Below are 19,680 nucleotides of genomic sequence, written 5' to 3'. Positions count from 1 at the left end.
TGGCGAAGCAACCGGACGGCACCACCAAAAAGGTCCGCAGCTCCGAGTACGGCATCGGCGACCGCCGGCAGGTGCGCTGGCGCGACGAGTCCGGCAGCCAACGCAATTCGCCTGGAAGGCGGTGCTCGCCAAAGTCGGTATCTCCGCCACGAGACAGAACGGCTTCCACAGGCTCCGCCATCACTTCGCCTCGGTGCTCCTGGAGGACGGTGTGTCCATCAAGGCCGTCGCCGAGTTCCTGGGGCACGCGGACCCCGGCTTCACTCTGCGGACCTACACGCATCTCATGCCGTCCAGCGAGGACCGCATGCGCAGGGCGATCGACGGCGCCTGGGAACGTGCCGGAAACCCGGGATGTGCCCTGGATGTGCCCTCAGAAGGGTGACCATCTACGTAACCGCAGGCCAGGCCGCCAGAGCACTAGTAGACCGAGATGTGCGGGTGGTCGAAGTGGTTGGCCGTGGTGCCGCCGCGGTCGGACATCATCCGCCAGGCTCCGGTGCGGACGTGCCAGATCCGCTGACGGAAGATGATGTACATGATGCCGAGCCGCCGGGCGTTCTTGATGGCCCAGGCCGCGATCTCGTGGCCACGGGCGGTCTCGGCGGCGGTGGGCATCCCGCCGCCGGCGCTCAGCATGAAGTCGCAGGCACGGCCCAGGGGGTGCTCGCCGCCGCCCGCGATGCCGCCGTCGGAGCGGTAGCAGCCGATCCCGAAGTGCGGGCCGAAACGCTGCGCGACGAGCTGGCGGACCAGCCGCATCCGCGGTGTGATGTTGTCCGGCCCCGACGGCAGCTGGGGGACCCAGGTGCCGTCGGCCCTCCTGAGCCCCGGAGTCGGGTAGAGCAGGTCGATCCTGTCCTTGATCTGGTCGATCAGCTTCACGGCGCGCTTCTTCTGGCCGTCGAGCTTCTTGAGCGACGCGCGGAGTTCGGCGGCGCGCGCCTCGGCCGTCTCCTGCGCTCTCCGGTGGGAGTCGCGGATCTCAGCGAAGACCCGCAGCTTGGCGTCCTGCTCGCTCACGATCTGCTGGGTGATGGCCAGGCCGCTCAGCAGGGCACGGGGGTCGGCGGCTCCCACCAGTGCGGAGGTCGCGCTCATCCCGCCGGTGCGGTACCGCTCGGCGGCCAGCAGGCGGATCTCCGTGGCGGCCCGGTCGAACTCCTGCTGTGCGCGCTTGAGGTTGCCGCGCGCCACCTTCTCGGTCTTCTCCACCTTCTGCAGCTCGGCCCGGCCGGCGTAGTAGTCGGCGATCATGGTCTCGGACTGTTTCTGCAGCTGCGCGAGCTCCCCGCGGAGCTTCTTGGCGCTGGGTTTGGGCTCGGCCTGACCCGCCGACGCCACGCAGGCGCACAGGATCACGGCGGTGAGCAGCGCAACCAGAGATCGGAGCACGTCGTGACGCCGAATCCCACGGGACGCAGCCGTCACGCTTCTCCCTTCCCCGAAGGTTGAGGCTCCGGCTGTAACGTGTCGAGCCGAGACGCCCTCCGTCCGATGGACGACAGGAGAGGATGATGCCGTCAGGGTGACCAATGTGCCAAATCGGAAATCTGATGCTTCGATAGAAAGATCACAACCTGTGGCCGTTCCCTCCTCCAAGGCCTCGCCCATCGCGGTGCCCGACGCCCTGGCCGCCGCCCATGACAGGTACGGAGGGCCGTCGCCCGGGCCTTGCTCGACGCGTGAGCTGAGCGAGGGGAGCGGTCGGGAGCTCACACGACCGCTGTTCACGGGCTACGGTGCGCCCGCCCTTCCGCCGGTGTCGAGGTGCTCTTCCGACACGGTGTCGCACAGTCCCCGGACGGCGGAGTTCATCCGCTCCAGGCTCTCCTCCTCGGCGAGTTCCGGCTTCGCCGGGGAGCGTCCCGCGCGGACGTCCGCGGCGATGTCCTCCAGGGACGTCACCAGGGCCCGGATGCCCCCGTCTGACGGCGGCGGGGCGCCGTGTTCGGTGCGCGCGACGGTCGCGGCGGTCGCGTCGGTCACCTGTTCCAGTGCGGTCATCGCGGGCAGCCAGGTCGTGATGCGCCGGCTGATCGCGGGTGGCTCGGTCACCGCCCGCTGGAAGGCCGTCCGCATGTCGGCCAGCGCGTCGTAGGCCTTACGGCGGAGCAACGCCCTCCGGCTGCCTCGTGGGTCGAACGCGTGCCGGAGGTAGTCCGCGGTGGCCGACACCGCGTCGGCGAACCTCGGCCCGACCGGCGCCTCCCAGCTCGCCGGCCACGGCAGGTAGCCCAGCAGCAGGACGATGACGCATCCGACCACGGTGTCCACCAGCCGTATCCCGGCCAGCTTCGGGCCGCCGTGGGTCAGCAGGTCCACCAGGAACAGGACCAGCGGCGCCTGGAAGGTCGACATCAGGCCCCAGTTGCGTTGCAGGCCGTACGGCAGGAGCGCCGCGAAGACGGCGATCGGGATCAGGAGCGCCGGGCCGTACGGCACCACGAGGAGCACGACGGTGCCGATCAGTACGCCCACGAGCGTTCCGAGCGCACGCTGTACGGCGCGCGCGAACACCAAACCGAAGTCGGGCTTGAGGACCAGCGCGACGGTCAGCATCACCCAGTAGGACCGCTCGAACCAGCCGGCCAGGCTCACTGCGCAGGCGACGCCCATGCACAGCGCGAGCCGGATGACGTAGACCCGGGCGAGGTGCCCGTACCACACCCTCTCCCAGATCGCCCGGAACCTCTGGCCACGCCCGAGCGGTTCGTAGGGAAGCTGTTCCCCGGCGACGTCGCCGCCGGAGGCCAGCTCGGTGGCTCCCCGCACGGCGGAGTAGAGGGCGCGCAGGGCTGGCGAGTCGCTCCCGTGCTCCCGGACCGACGGCTCACGCCCACCGGCGAGTGAGTCGACGATCTCGTCGACGGCGAACCGCAGCTCTCTGGGTGGCTCGCGATCCTCCTGGCAGAGCGAGAGCAGCGCGTTGCGGATCAGTGAGGCCTGGTTCAGCAGGGCCACCAGGCGGGTCCGCTCGGCGTCCTTGCCCATCGCCGCGGAACGGGCGTTGAGCACGGTGGTGTAGCCGTTGCTGAGGGTGCCGTCGAACGCCGCCACGGTGCCACGGTCGTGCTCGGTGAACAGCAGGCCGAGGACCCGGTAGACCGCGATCACCGCGGCCTCCTCCGCTTCCCGGGGATGCAGCGGCCAGCGGGCCAGAGCCAGCATGAGAGCCGTCAGCACACCCAGCAGGAAGCTCAGCGCGTTGATGTCGGGCGGTCCCGACAGCGGCATGCCGAGGCCCAGCACGGTCATCACGAGCAGTTGGAGCCCGGCCGCCGACCCCGCGGCCCCACCGGCGCTGATCAGCGCGGACACCACCGAGACGGCCACCACGACCAGAACCGTCCACCAGCCGTGGCCCCGGGCCAGGGCGCCTACGGCATAGCCCACCGCCCCGGCCAGGCCGGCCGCGCCCATCACGATGGTCCTGGCCCGGTAGGACCCGCCCCGATCGGCCATGGAGGTGGCCATGGCGCCCATGGCCGGAAGTATGCCGAGCGCGATCCGGCCGGCGGCGAGACCCACGAGCAGCGGGGTGGTCACGACCACGGCCATGCGCAGCATCGGCTCCCAGCGGAGCGCCGCCGGCGCCGGCCGTACCACCTCCACCAGCCAACCCGGGGCGACGTCGGTCAGCCGGTCGGCGACTTTCCGGAAACCTGGTGGCATCGCTCACCACGCTCAGCGCAGTGGACTGCCGAGGTCGTCCGGCCGGCCGGACGGGGACGGCGGCCGGACACCGGTCGGGATCGGGGGCGGAACGCGCGGCCCCGTGATGTTCGCTTCGCCCTTCACGGCGCTGTACTACCCGCGTGCCCGGCGGACCTATCCCTGCGTTTCCCGACGAACATTTGACCGTACGGTGGCCTCGCCGCTCCCCTGCGAGGCCGTCCGTCAGAGTTTGACCCCCATGCCGACCAGCCCGGCGAACTTCTCGGTGCTGGGCGGCCCATCGCCGGGACGCCATTCGGTGGGGCCGACCAGGCCGGGTTCGGCGAGCTCGAACCCGTCGAAGAAACCGAGGATCTCCGTGCGCGTGCGCGCGCCGAGCCGGGCGCTGGCGCCCTGGTAGACCTGCTCGGTCTGGGCCATCTTCTGGGGGAAGCCGTCCCTCGACAGGTGGGAGAGGATCAGGTGGCTTCCGGGCACGACGGCGTCGCGGAACCGGGCGACGATGCCGTGCGGGTCGTCGGCGTCGTCGACGAAGTGCAGCACGGAGACGAACATGAACGCGACCGGTTCGCTGAAGTCGATGAGCTCCCGGACCACGGAGTGGCCGAGGATCTCCGCCGGCTTGCGCAGGTCGGCCTGGACGAAGCCCACCGAGGCGGACTTCGCCAGGATCGCATGGGCGTGGCTGGCGACCACCGGGTCGTAGTCCACGTAGACCACCCGCGCGCCGGGGCCGGCGACCTCGTGGACGTTCTCCTGGGTCGGCAGGCCCGAGCCCAGGTCGAGGAACTGGCGGACGCCGGTCTCGGCGGCCGCCCTCACCGCCCGCCCCAGGAAGGCCCGGTTGAGACGCACTCCTCGCAGGACCTTCCCGTCGGAGATCTTGACGATCTCCTCCGCGCTCTGACGGTCGGCGGCGAAGTTGTCCTTGCCCCCCAGCCAGTAGTCGTACATGCGGGCGATGTTCGGGGCGCCCGCCCCCACCTGGGATGACGGTTCGCGGGTGTCCGCGGATTCTTCCTGAGCCGACATAAAGATCGACTATAGGAGCCCGCCCAAGGGGAAGACCAGGGTTCCGCTAAGCCCATAGTGGGACATATCGGAAATCTTCCATCACCCCGCAGGCGCAGGCCTTCCCCCCCGGCGGTCGAGAGCGGCGGGTGACCGCCACTTCCGGCGTAGGGGCACTCTCGGCCGCACGGAGGAGGGCCTTCGGCCTTGCGGCCGATGGAAAAAACGCCGGGAGCGAGGAGCCTGAGCTTCAGGACCCGGCGTGGGTTCCGTCCTCCCAGGGACGTCGCAGATCCGGGAGAACCCCGGGAAGCAGGGGGCGATCCATGAAACACGCAGTCCGGCCGGCGCGGTGGCTGCTCGCGACAGCCGTCGCGCTCGCGGCCATCCTCCTCATCGCGTCATGCTCCGGGCAGCGGCATCCGGCCGCCTCGAACCATCCGGACGCGGCACCCGCCACCGCGGCGCACGGCGGACACGGAGAGTCGTTCGAGCCACCGCCGGTGGCGCCGTTGCGGGCCTCCGAACGGTTCGTCAACCTGAAGCTGCCCGAGCCGTACACCCCCGCGGCCCCCTCCGGAGGGACCGACGAGTACCGCTGCTTCCTGATCGACCCCGGGCTGACCGGCAGGGCGTTCCTCACCGGCAGCCAGTTCCTGCCGCAGAACACCGACATCGTCCACCACGCGATCATCTTCCGGGTCGGGCCGGACGAGGCCAAGGCGGCCGGTGAGCTCGACGCCCGCACCCCGGGCGAAGGATGGACCTGCTTCGGCGACGCCGGTGTCGGGAACGGCTCCTGGGTCGGCCACTGGGCGCCGGGAGCCAACGAGACGCTGCTCACCCAGAAGGTCGGCTACCCGATGCCGCCCGGCAGCCAGCTGATCATGCAGGTCCACTACAATCTGCTCACCGCCGAGGACAAGCCGGTCGGCAGCGACCAGTCCGGGCTCCGGCTGCGGCTCACCGACGGCAAGGCCGACCTCGCCCCGCTGGAGACCGAACAGCTGCCGGCGCCGGTCGAGCTGCCCTGCACGGCCGAGGAGTCAGGGCCCCTGTGCGACCGTGAGGCCGCCGTCCGTGATGTCGTGCACCGCTTCGGGGACCAGGCGGGATCCACGGTGACCGGACTCAACCAGCTCTGCAACGACGCCAGACCACCGGTCGCCTCGGCGACCCAGCACTGTGACCGAAAAGCCGAGGAGGCGGCCACCGTGTACGCCGTGGCCGGCCACATGCACCTGCTCGGACGCTCGATCAAGGTGGAGCTCAACCCCGGCACGCCCGGCGCCCAGACCCTGCTCGACATCCCCACCTACGACTTCGACGAGCAGGCCATCCGCCCGCTGGCCAAGCCCGTCACCGTCAACGCCGGCGACACTCTCCGGGTGACCTGCACCCACGACGCGGGCCTGCGCAAGCTGCTGCCCGCGATGCGCGACCTGCCCCCTCGCTACGTCGTCTGGGGCGAGGGCACCAGCGACGAGATGTGCCTGGGACTGCTCGTCTGGTCGCCCCGCTCCCAGCCGGCCGGCTGACCCCCGCGGGCAGAGGCGGGACACCCCGATCCCGGCACCGCGGCGCGAGGCCGGGATCGGCGGTGGAAGGGCATGGAGGACGGGGGCGCGATGCCGTACCGTCATGCCATGTGCCGGAGCATCAAAACCCTTCGTGAACCGTACGCCAGCGACGTGACGGACGAGGATGTGCGTGCCGCCGCCCTCCAGTACGTCCGCAAGCTCTCCGGGTTCCGGTCGCCGTCCGCGCGCAACGCGGAGGCCTTCGACCGGGCCGTGGACGCCGTCGCCGCCGCGACGCAGGTCCTCCTGCGGGACCTGCACGTGCCGCAGACCTCCCGGCGGCCGTAGGAGGAGCGCCCCGGGACCGGTCCCACCGGGCTCACCGGATGTCCACGGCGTGGACGCCCGTCCTTCAGGGCGGGAGAGGACGTCAAGGCGGTCCGGGGCCGGTGCGTGGTGCGATAGGCCGTCGGACGCCGCGGGTGCATGCTGGAGTGGATCGGCAGGCGGAACTCACCCGACGCCCGAGGAGGGCAAACATGAGCACTTCGGCCGAGACCAGCACGACCGGCGCCGACGGCACGGTGGACCTGACGGATCCCGAGCTGATGGCCGACCCCTTCGGCGGATACGCGCGGCTGCGCGAGCAGGCTCCCCTGGTCCGGGGTTCCTTCCTCGGAGCGGCCTCGCCGATCTGGCTGGTCACCCGGTACGACGACGTGAAGACGGTGCTGAGCGACCCGAGGTTCGTCAACGACCCGGCGAACGTACCGGGAATGGACGTGCAGAACCTCCGCGAGAAGCAGCTCAAGGCGCGGGGCATCCCCGAGGAGTACGCACGGTATGTGCTGAACAGCGTCCTGGACGCCGACGGCGCCGACCATCTGCGGCTGCGCAAGCTCGTCTCGCGCACGTTCACCGCGCGCCGGGTCTCCGAGCTGCGGCCGCGGGTGGAGCAGATCACCGAAGACCTCCTCGACCGGCTCGCCGCCACCGCCCAGGACGGCGTCGTGGACCTGATCGAGCACTTCGCCTATCCCCTGCCGATCACCGTCATCTGCGAGCTGGTCGGCATCCCCGAGGAGGACCGCCCGCAGTGGCGCAGGTGGGGAAAGGCCCTGACGACCCTGGAGTCGGACGGCTTCGGGACGGTGCTGCGGGAGATGGTCACGCACATCGGGGAGTTGATCGGACGGCGACGCGCCGCACCCGGCGACGACCTGCTCAGCGGCCTGATCCGCACCCACGACGAGGACGGCGACCGGCTCAGCGACAGCGAGATGGTCACGATGGTCCTGACCCTGGTCCTCGCGGGACACGAGACCACCGCCCACCTGATCGGCAACGGCACCGCCGCCCTGCTCACCCACCCCGACCAGCTGGCCCTGCTCCGCGGCGACCCGGAGCTGATGCCGCGCGCCGTCCACGAGCTGATGCGCTGGTGCGGCCCCGTCCAGGGGACGCGGATGCGCTACGCGGCCGAGGACCTCGACATCGGCGGCATGCGGGTGAGGCGGGGCGAGGCGGTGATGGCCATGATCGTGGGAGCCAACTACGACCCGCGCCGGTTCGACGCTCCCGAACGGCTCGACATCACCCGCCAGCCGGACGGGCACCGGGAGAACCACGTCGGCTTCGGGTACGGCCTGCACTACTGCCTGGGAGCGGCGCTGGCCCGCCAGGAGGGCGAGGTGGCGTTCGAGGCACTGCTGCGCCGCTTCCCCGATCTCAGCCTCGCCGTCAAGCCGGAAGACCTGGAACATCAGCTGATGCCGGCGTCGTGGCGGCTGGCGCGGCTGCCGTTGAGGCTCTGACCAGCGGAGGGTCCGGTGGGCAGGTGGCAGGGAAGCCTCGCGGGTGGCGTGGTGATCACGGTCCGCGGCGAAGGAGAGGTGGGAATGGCCACCTGCGGGCGCGGGGCCACGGGCCGGGTGAATACGCGGTCATCCCGGGGCTGTGCTAACCTTGCATCAGTTGCAGTTGTGGTATCCATTAACTCTGTGTGCACCTGACGGTTGTGACCATCGGGTGCATTTTTGTTTGCCGGTCATCTCCGGATGGACACATTACGGCGACGCGGAATCCGTAAAGCGCGGATTCTACCTCTGCCTCACCCGAAGGAGATTGATATGGCTACTGGGACCGTGAAGTGGTTCAACGCGGAAAAGGGCTTCGGCTTCATCGAGCAGGACGGCGGCGGCGCTGACGTCTTCGCCCACTACTCGAACATCGCCGCCCAGGGCTTCCGCGAGCTGCAGGAGGGCCAGAAGGTCTCGTTCGACGTCACGCAGGGCCAGAAGGGCCCGCAGGCCGAGAACATCGTTCCTGCCTAGTCGCAGCGCACGACCCGAGCCGGGGTCCGCATCCGAAGGGGTGCGGACCCCGGTTTTTTCTGTGAGCGGTGCCGGACGCGACCTGTCTGGCCGACTCCCACCAGGCGTCGCGGGTGAACGCGCTGCGACCCCCACGCCGCGTACGGAGGCCGGGCCCGGATGAGCAGGATGAGGTCCTGCGGACACCAGCGATCCGCATGTCAGCGCGACCATGTGCCCGCCGGATGCGATGACGGCCCAGACCGCTGGACGAATACGACCAGGACGACGAGGAGGGCGAACGCCACGAGGGCTGTAGCCGTTCGGATGTTGTGGAACGTCTCCCATCGTTGCAGGATCTCCACGTGACCGGCTGGGGCCGAGCCGACGGCCCACTGCCTGATCTGGCCGTGGATGGGGACGTTGCCGAAGAGTGTGAACAGCAATGAGGCCAGGACCAGCACGCCCGCGCCGGTGGCGAGAAGCCGGGGGGTGGCGCGTGTCACGACGGCGAGTCCAAGCGAGCTGAGTATCGCCAGCGCCATCGCGGTCTGCATGACGGGTTCGTTCACCTTCATCATCTCGGTGTGGAAGGTCAGGCGGACATCGAGGGGGACGGCTCTGAACGTCGGTACGACGTTCGCGGCGCCGTAGCCGAACGCCCCCGCGAGTAGACCCGTCGACAACAGGGCGAGCCCTTTGATGAGTCGAACCAGCACGAATTTGTCCTCCGTTGACATGATTACCGGGTGACCGCCCGCCGTCGACGCCGTAGACCGGTCCACTCGACGTGCCGGAAGGAGCCGAGCATCGGACTCAGCCGCTTCCATGAGCGATTCAGGATGAGATCATGGCCTCGCTGAGCCCTCGCGGTCGTCATGCCTGGGGAGAATTCTCCGTCTACACCGCAGAGCGCAGCTGCGACGGAAGGAACTACCCCGCCAGGAGCAGCGCGGGATTCCGGTCCGGAACGGAGGACGGCCTTTCGGACCGGCATTGATGTGCGGGGGTGAGGTGCGGGCGTGCAATGGACGCGGCGCCCGCGGTGATGGCCGCGGGCGCCATGTTCCTGTCATGTGACCGGGATCGTCCAGGTCGACCGGGTGTCCCATCGGTCGATGAGCAATTCGTACTCGCCGGCATCAGGGTGTCGGGCCCGTCCGGGCGGCCCTGGCCCGTCGGGCGTCAGCTCAGCGGCTGGTCCTTGGTCTCCTTGAGCGCGAAGACGTAGACCAGGGTCGACCCCAGGGCGAGCGCCGACATGTACCACGCGAACAGCCCCGCGTTGCCGCCGTCGATCAGCGCCGTGCCCACGAGCGGGGCGGTGCCGCCGAACATGGCGACGGTCAGGGAGTAGGGGAAGCCGGCGCCGGAGGCCCTGACCCGGGTCGGGAAGAGTTCGGAGTTGACGGCCGCCGAGATCGAGGTGAAGCCGCCGAGGAAGACCATGCCGACGCACTGGACGAGCAGCAGGCTGGCGAAGGAGTCGGTCAGCATTCCCATCAGCGGGACCGGCAGCAGGGTGAATCCGAGGCCGAAGGCGATCAGCATCGGCCTGCGCCCGATCCTGTCGGAGAGCATGCCGAGCAACGGCTGCAGCACCATGAAGAAGACCAGCGAGATGGTGCCCACCTGGAGGGCCTCGGCCTTGTCGAACTTGACCGTGAGCTGGGCGTAGGTGGGCAGGAACGTCGTCCAGGTGTAGTAGGCGACGGTGCCGGCCATGGTGATGCCGACGATCATGAGAGCCTTGCTCGGGTAGCGGACCAGGAACTCGAAGAGCTTCGGCTTCTTGGCCACGCCCTTCCTGATGTCCTCGGCCAGGGTCGTGGTCTCCTCGGCGCCCTTGCGGATCCACAGCCCGACGAGGCTCGCCAGCGCACCGATGGCGAACGGGATGCGCCAGCCCCACGAGCCCATCTCGGCCTCGGTCAGGCCGGCGGCCAGGAGTGCCGCGAGACCGGAGGCGAGGAGCTGGCCGATGGTGGTGCTGACGTACTGGAAGCTGGAGAACAGGCCCCGCCTGCCCGGCGGGGCGGACTCCACGAGGAACGTGGTGGCCGCGGCGAACTCGCCGCCGACCGAGAGCCCCTGGGTCAGACGCGCCAGCGTCAGGATGATCGGCGCGAGCATGCCGACGGACTCGTAGGTCGGGGTGATCGCGACCAGCAGCGACCCCACGCCCATCAGCATGATCGTGAAGGTCATCGCCGCCTTACGGCCGAACCGGTCGGCGAACGAGCCCACGATCAGCCCGCCGAGTGGCCGCATGAAGAACCCGACGGCGAAGACCACGAACGAGCTCAGCAGTGGCACCAGGCTGTTGCCCGCACTCTTGGGGAAGACCTGTGTCGAGAAGTAGACGGCCAGAAACGAGTAGGTGTACCAGTCGAACCACTCGACGACGTTGCCGACGTTGGCGGCCATCAGCTGGCGGACCCGGCTCCGCGGGACGCCAAGCGGGGCTTGGGTAGGGGGGGCGGTGGCCACGGGAGCTCCTCATGCCTTGTTCTTTACGAAAGTTCTCAGATGGCCTAGCCTGCAACTAGGTGATAGAAATAGTCAAACATCTTTAAATCTCTTTACGTTTCCGACATATAACGAGCTTCTGTGACCACTTTCGACGACCTCGACCGCCGCCTGGTCGCCGCCCTCCAGGTCAGCCCCCGCGCGACCTGGGGCGAGATCGGCGCTGCCGTCGGCGAGCACGAACGGACCGTGGCCCGCCGCCTGCAGCGGCTGCTGGCCACCGGAGCCGTGCGGGTCACCGCCATCCTCGACGAGCTGCGCTGCGGGCTGGGCACGCCGATGCACCTGCACGTCCAGGTCGATCCCTGTATGACGGAGCAGGTCGCCGAAGCTCTCTCCGCGCGCCCCGACACCCGCTCGGTCTACGCGGTCACGGGCTCCGCCGACATCGGCTGCGAGCTGGTGGCCCCCTCCAGAGAGCTCCTGCACGAGATCCTGACCGCGCAGATCCCCGCCACGCCCGGAATCGTCCAGACCCGGACCCAGGTCGTGCTGCACACCTTCCAGACGGTGGCCGAGTGGCACGCGCCCTACCTCACCGAGGAGCAGGTCGGGCGCCTGAAGGCCACCGCGTCGCCGCCCGCCGGAACGCTGCCGGAACGTGTCGATCCGACCACGGCCGAAAGGGACGTCGTCGGCCTGCTGGCCGTCGACGGCCGCATCGGTTTCACCGCGCTCGCCGAGAGGTTGGACGTGTCCGTGCCGACCGCCCGCCGCCGGGTCGCGGCACTCCTCGAGCGAGGGGTGGTGCATCTGCGCGCGGAGGTGGAGCCCGCACTGCTCGGCCTGGAGGTGGAGGCCCAGCTCTGGCTCTCGGTCCGCGCCCACGGCCTGGACGAGGTGGGACAGACACTCGCCGGCCATCCGAGCGTGCGTTACTGTGCCGCCACCTCGGGCACCCACACCATGATCGTTCAGGTCGTCGCCGCCCACGAGGCGGAGCTCTACCGCTTCCTCACCACCGTCGTCGGCCCGCTCGACGATGTCACCGACGTCAACGTCACCCTCATCACCCGTGCCTACAAGCGTGGTCACCTGCGCAAGTCGGGCCTGCTCACCCTGGAGTACCAATGACCCCCGCCGAGACCGAGGTAGCCGAGCTCTGCAGTGAGCTCATCCGCGTCGACAGCAGCAACTACGGAGACGGCAGCGGCCCCGGCGAGCGCGCCGCCGCCGAGGTCGTCATGGCCAGGCTCGCGGAGGTCGGAGCGGAGGCGACCTACGTGGAGAGCGCGCCGGGCCGCGGCAACGTCGTGACCAGGATCGAGGGCGCGGACCCCGGCCTGCCCGCACTGCTGGTCCACGGCCATCTGGACGTCGTGCCCGCCAACGCCGCCGACTGGACCGTCGACCCGTTCGCCGGCGAGATCCGGGACGGCTACATCTGGGGCCGGGGCGCAGTCGACATGAAGGACATGGACGCCATGATGCTGGCGGTCCTGCGGCAGATGGTGACCGAGGGCCGCAGGCCCAGACGTGACATCGTCTTCGCCTGGATGGCCGATGAGGAGGCGGGTGGCGAGTACGGCGCCAAGTACCTCACCGCCAAGCATCCCGAGCTGTTCGAGGGGGTCGACCACGCCATCAGCGAGGTCGGCGGCTACTCCCTGGAGGTCGATCCCTCGCTGCGGCTCTACCTGATCGAGACGGCGCAGAAGGGCCTGGCCTGGATGCGCCTGGTCGCCGACGGCACGGCCGGGCACGGCTCCATGCTCAATCCGGGCAACGCGGTCACCGAGGTCGCCAAGGCGGTGGCCAGGCTCGGCTCGCACGAGTGGCCGGTCAAGCTGACGCCGACCGTGCGCCGCTTCCTGACCGAGGTGGCCGACGCCTTCGGCCTGCCCTTCGATCCGGAGAACCCGGCGCCGGTCATCGACGCCATCGGCCCGCTGGCAAGGTTCGTCGGCGCGACCCTGCACCACACGACCAACCCGACCATGCTCACCGCGGGCTACAAGGCGAACGTGATCCCCGGTCAGGCCAGTGCCGTGGTGGACGGCCGCTTCCTGCCCGGCTTCGAGGAGGAGTTCCTCTCCACCGTGGACGGGCTGCTCGGGCCGAACGTCCGGCGCGAGACCGTCACCCACGACATCGCGCTGGAGACGACGTTCGACGGCGCGCTGGTCGAATCGATGATCGCGGCGCTGAAGGCGGAGGACCCGACGGCCCGTGCGGTGCCGTACTGCATGTCGGGCGGCACCGACAACAAGACGTTCTTCGCCGACCTGAACATCAGGGGTTTCGGCTTCGTCCCGCTGCGGCTGCCCGCGGAGATGGACTTCGCCGCGATGTTCCACGGCATCGACGAGAGGGTGCCGGTGGACGCCCTGCACTTCGGCACCCGGGTCCTCGACCGCCTGCTGATGAGCTACTGAGACACGCCCGGGAAACCCGGGGTACCGGTAGCAATGAAGAAATTTCCAACGAAGTTGCCTCTGACCTGCGGTGACCCCGGACCCTATGACTAAGGTCTCGATTCGCTTACGGTGTGGACCATGAGCAACGACGACCCTCAATTCGGATACGGCGCAGGTCCGCGGCCGTTGTGGGCGGTGCGGGATCGGGACGCGGAGGTCATTCGCGCGGTGCTGCGTAAGTGCCCGTGTACAAACTGATCGTCAGGGCGACTCGGGAGAGGCGGATCGTGCGAGCCGTCGTCCCATGAGGATGATCATCGCCCACAGGACCATGGCCTCGTGGTGCTCGGATAACCGTTCATAGTCACGTACGCACCGCCTGCGCTGACAGATCCACGACAGCGTCCTCTCCACCACCCACCTGCGAGGCAGGACCACGAAACCGCTGACATCGTCGCTGCGCTTGACGATCTCCAGGGTGCGCCGGACGTGCTTCTTGGCCCAGGTGACGAGCTTGCCCGCGTAGGCGCTGCCGGCCCAGATCGGCGAGATCCTCTCGTACCAGTCGCGCAGGCGTTCCAGCGCGGGCTTGGCGCCGTCGCGGTCCTGGACGCCGGCGGCGGTGACGATGACGACCAGCAGCAGGCCCAGGGTGTCCACGATGACGTGCCGCTTGCGGCCCTGCACTTTCTTGGCCGCGTCGTATCCGCGGGAGTCGGTGGCGACGGTCTCGGCTGCCCGCAGCGACTGTGAATCGATGATCCCTGCGCTGGGTTCGGTCTGGCGTCCTTCGGCCAGTCGGACGTGTTCGCGCGGGTCGTTGTGGAGGACGTAGAGATCGCCGTCCTGCCACCAGCGAGTGAAGATCGCGTGGACGGTGCGCCAGGGCGGGAAGTCGGCGGGCAGGTTGCGCCACTTGCAGCCGTTGTCGACCACGTACCGGATGGCGTCCACGATCAGGCGACGGCAGTACTTCTCGGGGCGTCCGCCGTTGCCGTGTAACCAGGCCGGCCGGGGCATGACCGGCTCGATGGCCTGCCATTCGGCGTCGGTCATGTCGGTGGTGTAGCAGCGCGTCCGGGCCGGGCGCCGCGCTCCGTGACCGTAGCGGCAGGCCACGCATGAGCAGGCAGTTTCTTCGTTGCGGGGGACAGCGGCAGGAGCGGTGGCGTACAACGGCGGCAGACCTTCCGGTTGGTGACGGGGCATCGATAACCGCCGTTACTACCGGAAGGTCGCTCCACGTCGTCGACGATTCGCGCTACGTCACCATTTCGCCCATTTATCGCCCCACGCAGCGGGCTCAGGGATCAGTTTGTACACGGGCACTCAGCAGCGACAGCTGGGTGGAGACCGCTCCGTAGGCGGCCAGGCGCGCGGCGTACCGCGAGTCTGGGTTGGGCATCAGTGGTGGCTCCTGAGTCTCCCCGCCAGACGTTGGCGAGCTATCGGCGTGATCGGCCCTATTCGACAAGGCCAGCATGTTCTCACAAACGCTCCATTCCCGGAGGAAGATCAATCGGACATCGCGGTGACCGTCTGGATCACCAATCCCTTTTCACAACTCGTTCTCACTCAAAAAGTGAGCCCCACCCCTTGTGAGAAATGTTTGTGACACGATGCGAGGTGTGGCCGACCTCCCCGCATCCTCCGTGTCCCCTGCCGACCGCGACGCCGACGACGTCGAGCGCCACCCGTGCCCGCGCTGCGGCGTGGCGGCGGGCTCGCCGTGCCGATCCCGTTCCGGCGCCGTCGCCGGGACCTACCACACCGGCCGCTTCACCAAGGTCGGCCGGCTGGCAAAGCTGCTGCGGGTACAGACCCCTGCCGATCGCGGTCCGGGACAGCCGTGGCGGCCCGGCACCCCGCCACCGGCCCCACTCGCCACGGATGCGCCCACCGCTGACATCCGGATCGGATACGCCCGTTGCAGCTCGCTGACCCAGGAACTGCAGTCACAACTCGATGCCCTCGCGGCCCACGGCATCGATCGCGACAAGATCTTCTCCGAGAAGATCTCGACCCGGGTCCGGGTCCGCCCCCAGTTCGAGGCCGCGCTCGCCCTGGCCCGCCAGATCAAGGCGCATGCCCCGCACTGCCGCGTCATCCTGACCGTGTACGAAATGAAACGGCTCGGCCGCGACGCCGCCGAACTCACCGCACTGGCCGACCACCTGGTCGCGCACGGACTGGTCCTGGAGATGCTCGACGGGCCGCTGGCCGGCCTGTACGACCCGTCCGGCCCGGGCCGGATGCTGTTCGCCTTCTTCGCCGCGATGGCCGAAACCGAACGCGAAGCCATACGGGAGGCGACCCTGGAGGGCCTGGACGCCGCCGCCCGCAAGGGTAACCACGGCGGACGGCCCGCCGTCATCACCGAGGACATGCTGCACACCGTGCTGCGCCACAGGGCCGCCGGCGAGTCCGTTGAGACATCCGAGGCGACCTGATCATCCCCACCGGGAAACGCAAGGGCCGCAATCCGAGCCTGACCAGGCAAAACGCTCTCGATTCACCCCCATTAGAGCTATATCTGTTGGATTCTTCGACAGGACTACCGGGACCCCTTATATGACCACGCCTACCGCCTGCGCTGCCGTCCGCCGGGCGGGGCTCCCACTGGCGACATACCCACCTCGCCTGCGGCGACTGGACGGCGGTGTCGTCGCCAGTAGGACCAGGTGACTGCGAGCAGCAGGGGGCCCCACGCGAGCAGCGGGAGGTAGCAGACGGCCAGAACGGCCAGCCCAGCTGGAGACCATTGGTCAGTCAACCCGACAAGGAGCCCGCGTACCGCCCAGGCGCAGATCAGCGCGACGAGTCCCGCGCCGATGCACGCGGGGATCACCGCAGCGAGCGGGCGTACCCGGCGGCCACCGAGCAGCGGGATCCAGCGCGGCACGACTTCGCCCCACGGGCGTACCAGCCCGAGCGTCATGAACGCCGCCAGTTCGCTGACCACGCTGAGCGAGAGGATGTAGACCTTCTCCCCAGCCCCGATGATCACCGGTTGGGCGATCCCTGTTGGGATCCCAGCCACCAGTGCCACCCGCCACAGTGACGAGGGGAGAACGACCAGGGGTACAGCGTGCGCAGCGCGGACGGCCCAGCGAGGCGGCGGAGGGATCATGAGCATGTCGCCCAGGCTAGAGACCGCCGCGCGGACGGAGCCTCCCACTGCGGCGTGAGGCAGCTCCCCCGCATGGGGGATTCCTCATCCGTTAACCCGCGCCTTGGGGCGCTTCTGAGGAAGAGCGCCAGATCGCCGGTCGCGATGACGACGAGGGCGACCGCGCGGCGGGCTCCAGCTCGGCGGCGCGGAGGAAGTCGGCGACCTTACCCGGCATGTCGAGAGTGACCGGCAGCTCCGTGGCCGGCGTGCCCTCGTGGCCAGCGGCGGTGTGCTCGGGCATGAGGTCGGCGACGGCCGTGCGGACGGCGCCCCGGCTGACGTCGTGCTCGCGGGCCAGAGCGGCGACGGACCGGCCGCCCAGGTAGGCGGTGCGGACGGCGTCCGTCTTCCCGGCCGGGATTGCCGGGCGGCGGCCGCCCTTGCTGCCCTTCGCCTCGGCGGCCCGCAGCCCGTCATAGGTCAGCTCGCGCTGGAGTTCACGCTGGAGTTCGCCCGCGGCCGCGAGGGTCTGCACCATGAACTTCACGGTGGACAGCAGTTCTCCGGTGCGCGGGTGGCGGGCGGTGAGGTCCATTGCGGAGAACGCGCCGTCGTGGATGCGCAGGGCGAGACGATCGCGGTGGAGGACGTCGAGCACGTCGAGGATGTGCTGGGTGCCGCGTACGAGGCGGAACATCTCGGAGATGTGCACGGTGTCGCCCGGCCGCGCGTAGTTGAGCAGTTCGCCGAACTTCGAGCGCTGGAGGGGGTGGAGGCGGCTGGAGGTGCCGGACTCCTCCTCGAACGGGATCGGGTCCTCGATCCCGGCCTCGTCGAGGACGAGGTTTTGCCGGGCGGTCGACTGCTGGTCGGTCGAGACCCGCTTGTAGATCAGGTTGGCCATTCCGGCCCCTTCCGCGTGGAGGAACGGAGCCTATCTGTCGTCAAACCCTGTCATCAATCACCATCGGATCTGATTGGATCGGCGCCGTCTCGGCGCCCCGGAATGTCCGGGTTCATTGGGTGCCCGCCGCCCCTGTCGTCAAACGATCGTTAACCGTCAAGATCCTTCTCGCCGCCAATGACTGTTCCTGCGTTCCTCAACCCCGGCCTCGATGCGGACCCCGAACGGATAGTCCACGGGTTCGGACTCTTCGAAGATGACGCCGCGCTGGCGCAGGATCTCGAAATCCTTTCGCAAATCGTCATTTCTGCGAACCACACGAGCTACATCCGGGTCCGCGCGTACGCTTGCAGTGCGTCGCGGACGAACGCCGCCCCCGCGGCGTCGTCGTACATGCCGGTGAAGCGGGGGTCGTCGACGTACATGTCCCCCAGGCCTTTCACCATCTCGATCGAGCGCTCCCGGTCGCCCTCGGCCGTGGGGGTACCCGGGATCTGGCTCAGCCACCGGACGTGCCGGGCAGCCAGTGACTGAGCGTGTTCCGATGTCGGAGAAACCCCGGCCTTCACTGCGGCGACCCATGCGGCGACGAGGTCTTCGGTGTCCTGCTTCCAGGCCAGCTGCTGGTCAAGGGACTTGTCGTGCCACCAGTCGTTGCCCGCTTGGAACGCGCGCTCGCCCCAGCGTGAGATCACCTCGTCCTTGTAGTGGTCGTTGAACCCCGCCAGCATCACGTCCATCCGCGGTTCCGCCCCCGCCTGCAGGGCCTCGAGCGTGTGACGCACGGACCGGAGCTGCCGTTCGATGCGGTCCCGTTCCTCCTCCAGTGCGGCGATGTGGGCGCGGAGCCCGTCGCACGCTTCCACCTCGTCGGCCAGGACCTCGGCGATGGCCGGCAAGCCCATGCCGAGCCGGCGCATGAGCAGGATCCGCTGCAGCCGGGCGACCGCGGTGGGGTCGTAGAAGCGGTACCCGTTCGCGCCGACCCGGGACGGGGCCAGGAGCCCGAAGCGGTCGTAGTGACGCAGGGTGCGGCTGGTTATGCCGGCCCTCGCCGCGAGCTCCTGGATCGTCCACTCCATCGTTCCAGTGTTACCTGCTGCGGAGAGTGGTCGCGATGATCTCCGCCGCGTCAGCGCGCAGGGCCTGCGCCGCCGTCTGCCCGGTCGCCGCCAGGTAGGTGTCGACCAGCCGGTTGCCCGCGGCGTACCCGGCGCCCATCGGCAGTCCCACCGGGGTGACACCGAGGTGCTCGGCGCCGGCGTCGCCGTGCACCCAGGCGGTGAAGTTGTGCATGCCTGTCACGTCGAGCCCGGTGAGCACCTTGGCGAAGACCTCGTCGTCGTGCAGGTGCGGCACGCCGATGCGGGCGGGGCCGAGCTCGTCGCCGTAGAGTTGCCGGGCGAAGGCGTCGGCCAGGCCCTCGCCGACGATGTGCTCGCCGACTGTGACGGTCATCGGGTCCCACACGACACCGCCCGGGCTCCACCGCAGGTTGTGGTTGAGTTCGTGTACGGCGGTGGCCTCCAGCCGCTCCACGTTCTCGGGGAAGGGCCAGAACGTGATGGCGATGTGGCCCGAGATGCCGCCGAACCCGGTCAATCCCTTGCAGGGGCCCATGAAGTGCTTGTCACCCGGATCGCCGAGGAGGAACAGCACGGTGATGTCCGGGGCCTCCAGCCCCGGCGTCGCCTCCAGAAGTACGGCCAGAGCGTCGTCGAGCGCGCGTTGCATCCGCTCCCAGGCTCCGGCCGCCGCCAGGGTTTCGAGCGCGTCGAGGCAACGCTGCTCGTCGCGGTCGATGGGGAACCCGGACGATTGGAGGTGCACGGCGACCAGGTCGATTTCGCCGGGGTGGTAGCGGTACATGCCCTTGTTGGCCTCCAGCATCGAACGCAGCAGGTCAACGCGGTCCGCGACCGGGGCCAGCAGGATCCGCCTCATGGCGGAGTAGGTGTCAAGAACAGTGATCGACATGGCCCCGATGCTAGAAGTTGACGCAGCGTCAAGGTCAAACCAGCGACGGCTCTTCGTCGAGATACAGCCAGGCATGCCGTCACCCGGTCCCGTCGCGATCGGCGGTTCGCCGCTGCGATGGACTCACGCAACTTGGTCAGCCGCTGTTCCAGCGTGCGCGGCTCCTCGGTCTTGCGATCCGCGGTGAACAGCATCCACCGCTGCACCCCCGCCGTCGCCAACTGCGCCAGAGAGCCTCCTCGGAGGCCTGTCGGCGCGACCCGACAGACACAGCACCGCG

At 69.1% G+C, this 19,680-nt stretch carries 18 protein-coding genes; 8 read left to right on the top strand and 10 right to left on the bottom strand.

Annotation, left to right across the window (positions count from 1 at the left end):
- The first annotated feature begins 76 nt into the window (after window positions 1–76).
- A complete protein-coding gene (locus FHR32_RS40205; protein ID WP_184759943.1) occupies window positions 77–385 on the top strand; it encodes a tyrosine-type recombinase/integrase in 309 nt (102 codons plus the stop codon).
- Between the two features lie 35 nt (window positions 386–420).
- Here FHR32_RS40205 and FHR32_RS40200 read toward each other — a convergent pair whose 3' ends face one another.
- The 3 genes from FHR32_RS40200 to FHR32_RS40190 all read right to left on the bottom strand — a co-directional run bounded on the left by FHR32_RS40200 (window position 421) and on the right by FHR32_RS40190 (window position 4,710).
- Complete coding sequence (locus tag FHR32_RS40200; RefSeq protein ID WP_312882923.1) at window positions 421–1,395, bottom strand: coiled-coil domain-containing protein; 975 nt, start codon at window positions 1,393–1,395, stop codon at window positions 421–423.
- A gap of 342 nt (window positions 1,396–1,737) precedes the next feature.
- Window positions 1,738–3,675, bottom strand: coding sequence for an FUSC family protein (locus FHR32_RS40195; RefSeq protein WP_184759830.1), 1,938 nt, complete (start codon window positions 3,673–3,675; stop codon window positions 1,738–1,740).
- Window positions 3,676–3,900: 225 nt separating this feature from the next.
- Window positions 3,901–4,710 carry an SAM-dependent methyltransferase gene (locus FHR32_RS40190; RefSeq protein ID WP_184759829.1) on the bottom strand — a complete coding sequence of 270 codons (810 nt, stop codon included), beginning with the start codon at window positions 4,708–4,710 and terminating at the stop codon, window positions 3,901–3,903.
- A 305-nt stretch (window positions 4,711–5,015) separates the two neighbouring features.
- Between FHR32_RS40190 and FHR32_RS40185 the strand changes: the two genes are divergently transcribed.
- The 4 genes from FHR32_RS40185 to FHR32_RS40170 all read left to right on the top strand — a co-directional run bounded on the left by FHR32_RS40185 (window position 5,016) and on the right by FHR32_RS40170 (window position 8,542).
- Window positions 5,016–6,227 carry a monooxygenase gene (locus FHR32_RS40185; protein ID WP_184759828.1) on the top strand — a complete coding sequence of 404 codons (1,212 nt, stop codon included), beginning with the start codon at window positions 5,016–5,018 and terminating at the stop codon, window positions 6,225–6,227.
- A gap of 72 nt (window positions 6,228–6,299) precedes the next feature.
- The gene (locus FHR32_RS40180) at window positions 6,300–6,557 is read left to right on the top strand and encodes a DUF2277 domain-containing protein (protein ID WP_312882922.1); all 258 of its coding nucleotides are present in this window, start codon (window positions 6,300–6,302) and stop codon (window positions 6,555–6,557) included.
- 191 nt (window positions 6,558–6,748) lie between these two features.
- Window positions 6,749–8,023, top strand: a complete 1,275-nt coding sequence (locus FHR32_RS40175) for a cytochrome P450 family protein (RefSeq protein ID WP_184759827.1) — start codon at window positions 6,749–6,751, stop codon at window positions 8,021–8,023.
- Between the two features lie 315 nt (window positions 8,024–8,338).
- Window positions 8,339–8,542 carry a cold-shock protein gene (locus FHR32_RS40170; RefSeq protein ID WP_034275260.1) on the top strand — a complete coding sequence of 68 codons (204 nt, stop codon included), beginning with the start codon at window positions 8,339–8,341 and terminating at the stop codon, window positions 8,540–8,542.
- A gap of 200 nt (window positions 8,543–8,742) precedes the next feature.
- Here FHR32_RS40170 and FHR32_RS40165 read toward each other — a convergent pair whose 3' ends face one another.
- Complete coding sequence (locus FHR32_RS40165) at window positions 8,743–9,240, bottom strand: anthrone oxygenase family protein (RefSeq protein WP_184759826.1); 498 nt, start codon at window positions 9,238–9,240, stop codon at window positions 8,743–8,745.
- 466 nt (window positions 9,241–9,706) lie between these two features.
- The gene (locus FHR32_RS40160; protein ID WP_184759825.1) at window positions 9,707–11,011 is read right to left on the bottom strand and encodes an MFS transporter; all 1,305 of its coding nucleotides are present in this window, start codon (window positions 11,009–11,011) and stop codon (window positions 9,707–9,709) included.
- A gap of 120 nt (window positions 11,012–11,131) precedes the next feature.
- On the opposite strand from FHR32_RS40160, the gene FHR32_RS40155 reads away from it, so the two are divergent.
- Together FHR32_RS40155 and FHR32_RS40150 are read left to right on the top strand one after the other, a co-directional pair.
- Window positions 11,132–12,124 (top strand): Lrp/AsnC family transcriptional regulator, encoded by a 993-nt coding sequence (locus tag FHR32_RS40155; RefSeq protein WP_184759824.1) that lies wholly within the window; start codon window positions 11,132–11,134, stop codon window positions 12,122–12,124.
- Window positions 12,121–13,425 carry a M20/M25/M40 family metallo-hydrolase gene (locus FHR32_RS40150; protein WP_184759823.1) on the top strand — a complete coding sequence of 435 codons (1,305 nt, stop codon included), beginning with the start codon at window positions 12,121–12,123 and terminating at the stop codon, window positions 13,423–13,425. Before FHR32_RS40155 ends, FHR32_RS40150 begins: the two co-directional genes overlap by 4 nt.
- A gap of 243 nt (window positions 13,426–13,668) precedes the next feature.
- On the opposite strand, the gene FHR32_RS40145 is transcribed toward FHR32_RS40150, so the two are convergent.
- Window positions 13,669–14,463: an IS5 family transposase gene (locus FHR32_RS40145; protein WP_184759822.1), complete on the bottom strand. Its 795-nt coding sequence runs from the start codon at window positions 14,461–14,463 to the stop codon at window positions 13,669–13,671.
- Window positions 14,464–15,035: 572 nt separating this feature from the next.
- On the opposite strand from FHR32_RS40145, the gene FHR32_RS40140 reads away from it, so the two are divergent.
- Window positions 15,036–15,857, top strand: coding sequence for a recombinase family protein (locus tag FHR32_RS40140; RefSeq protein ID WP_221466860.1), 822 nt, complete (start codon window positions 15,036–15,038; stop codon window positions 15,855–15,857).
- A gap of 131 nt (window positions 15,858–15,988) precedes the next feature.
- On the opposite strand, the gene FHR32_RS40135 is transcribed toward FHR32_RS40140, so the two are convergent.
- From FHR32_RS40135 to FHR32_RS40120, 4 genes are all read right to left on the bottom strand, one after another.
- Entirely contained in the window at window positions 15,989–16,543 is a 555-nt protein-coding gene (locus FHR32_RS40135) for a hypothetical protein (protein ID WP_184759821.1), read from the bottom strand.
- An 85-nt stretch (window positions 16,544–16,628) separates the two neighbouring features.
- Complete coding sequence (locus FHR32_RS40130) at window positions 16,629–17,423, bottom strand: recombinase family protein (protein ID WP_184759820.1); 795 nt, start codon at window positions 17,421–17,423, stop codon at window positions 16,629–16,631.
- Between the two features lie 323 nt (window positions 17,424–17,746).
- A complete protein-coding gene (locus tag FHR32_RS40125; RefSeq protein ID WP_184759819.1) occupies window positions 17,747–18,505 on the bottom strand; it encodes a MerR family transcriptional regulator in 759 nt (252 codons plus the stop codon).
- 10 nt (window positions 18,506–18,515) lie between these two features.
- A complete protein-coding gene (locus FHR32_RS40120; protein ID WP_184758832.1) occupies window positions 18,516–19,400 on the bottom strand; it encodes a DUF2268 domain-containing putative Zn-dependent protease in 885 nt (294 codons plus the stop codon).
- Between the last annotated feature and the right edge of the window lie 280 nt (window positions 19,401–19,680).

It is taken from the genome of Streptosporangium album, from assembly GCF_014203795.1.
In the GTDB taxonomy this organism is placed as follows: domain Bacteria; phylum Actinomycetota; class Actinomycetes; order Streptosporangiales; family Streptosporangiaceae; genus Streptosporangium; species Streptosporangium album.
This window is presented reverse-complemented; position numbering and strand designations above follow the sequence as displayed.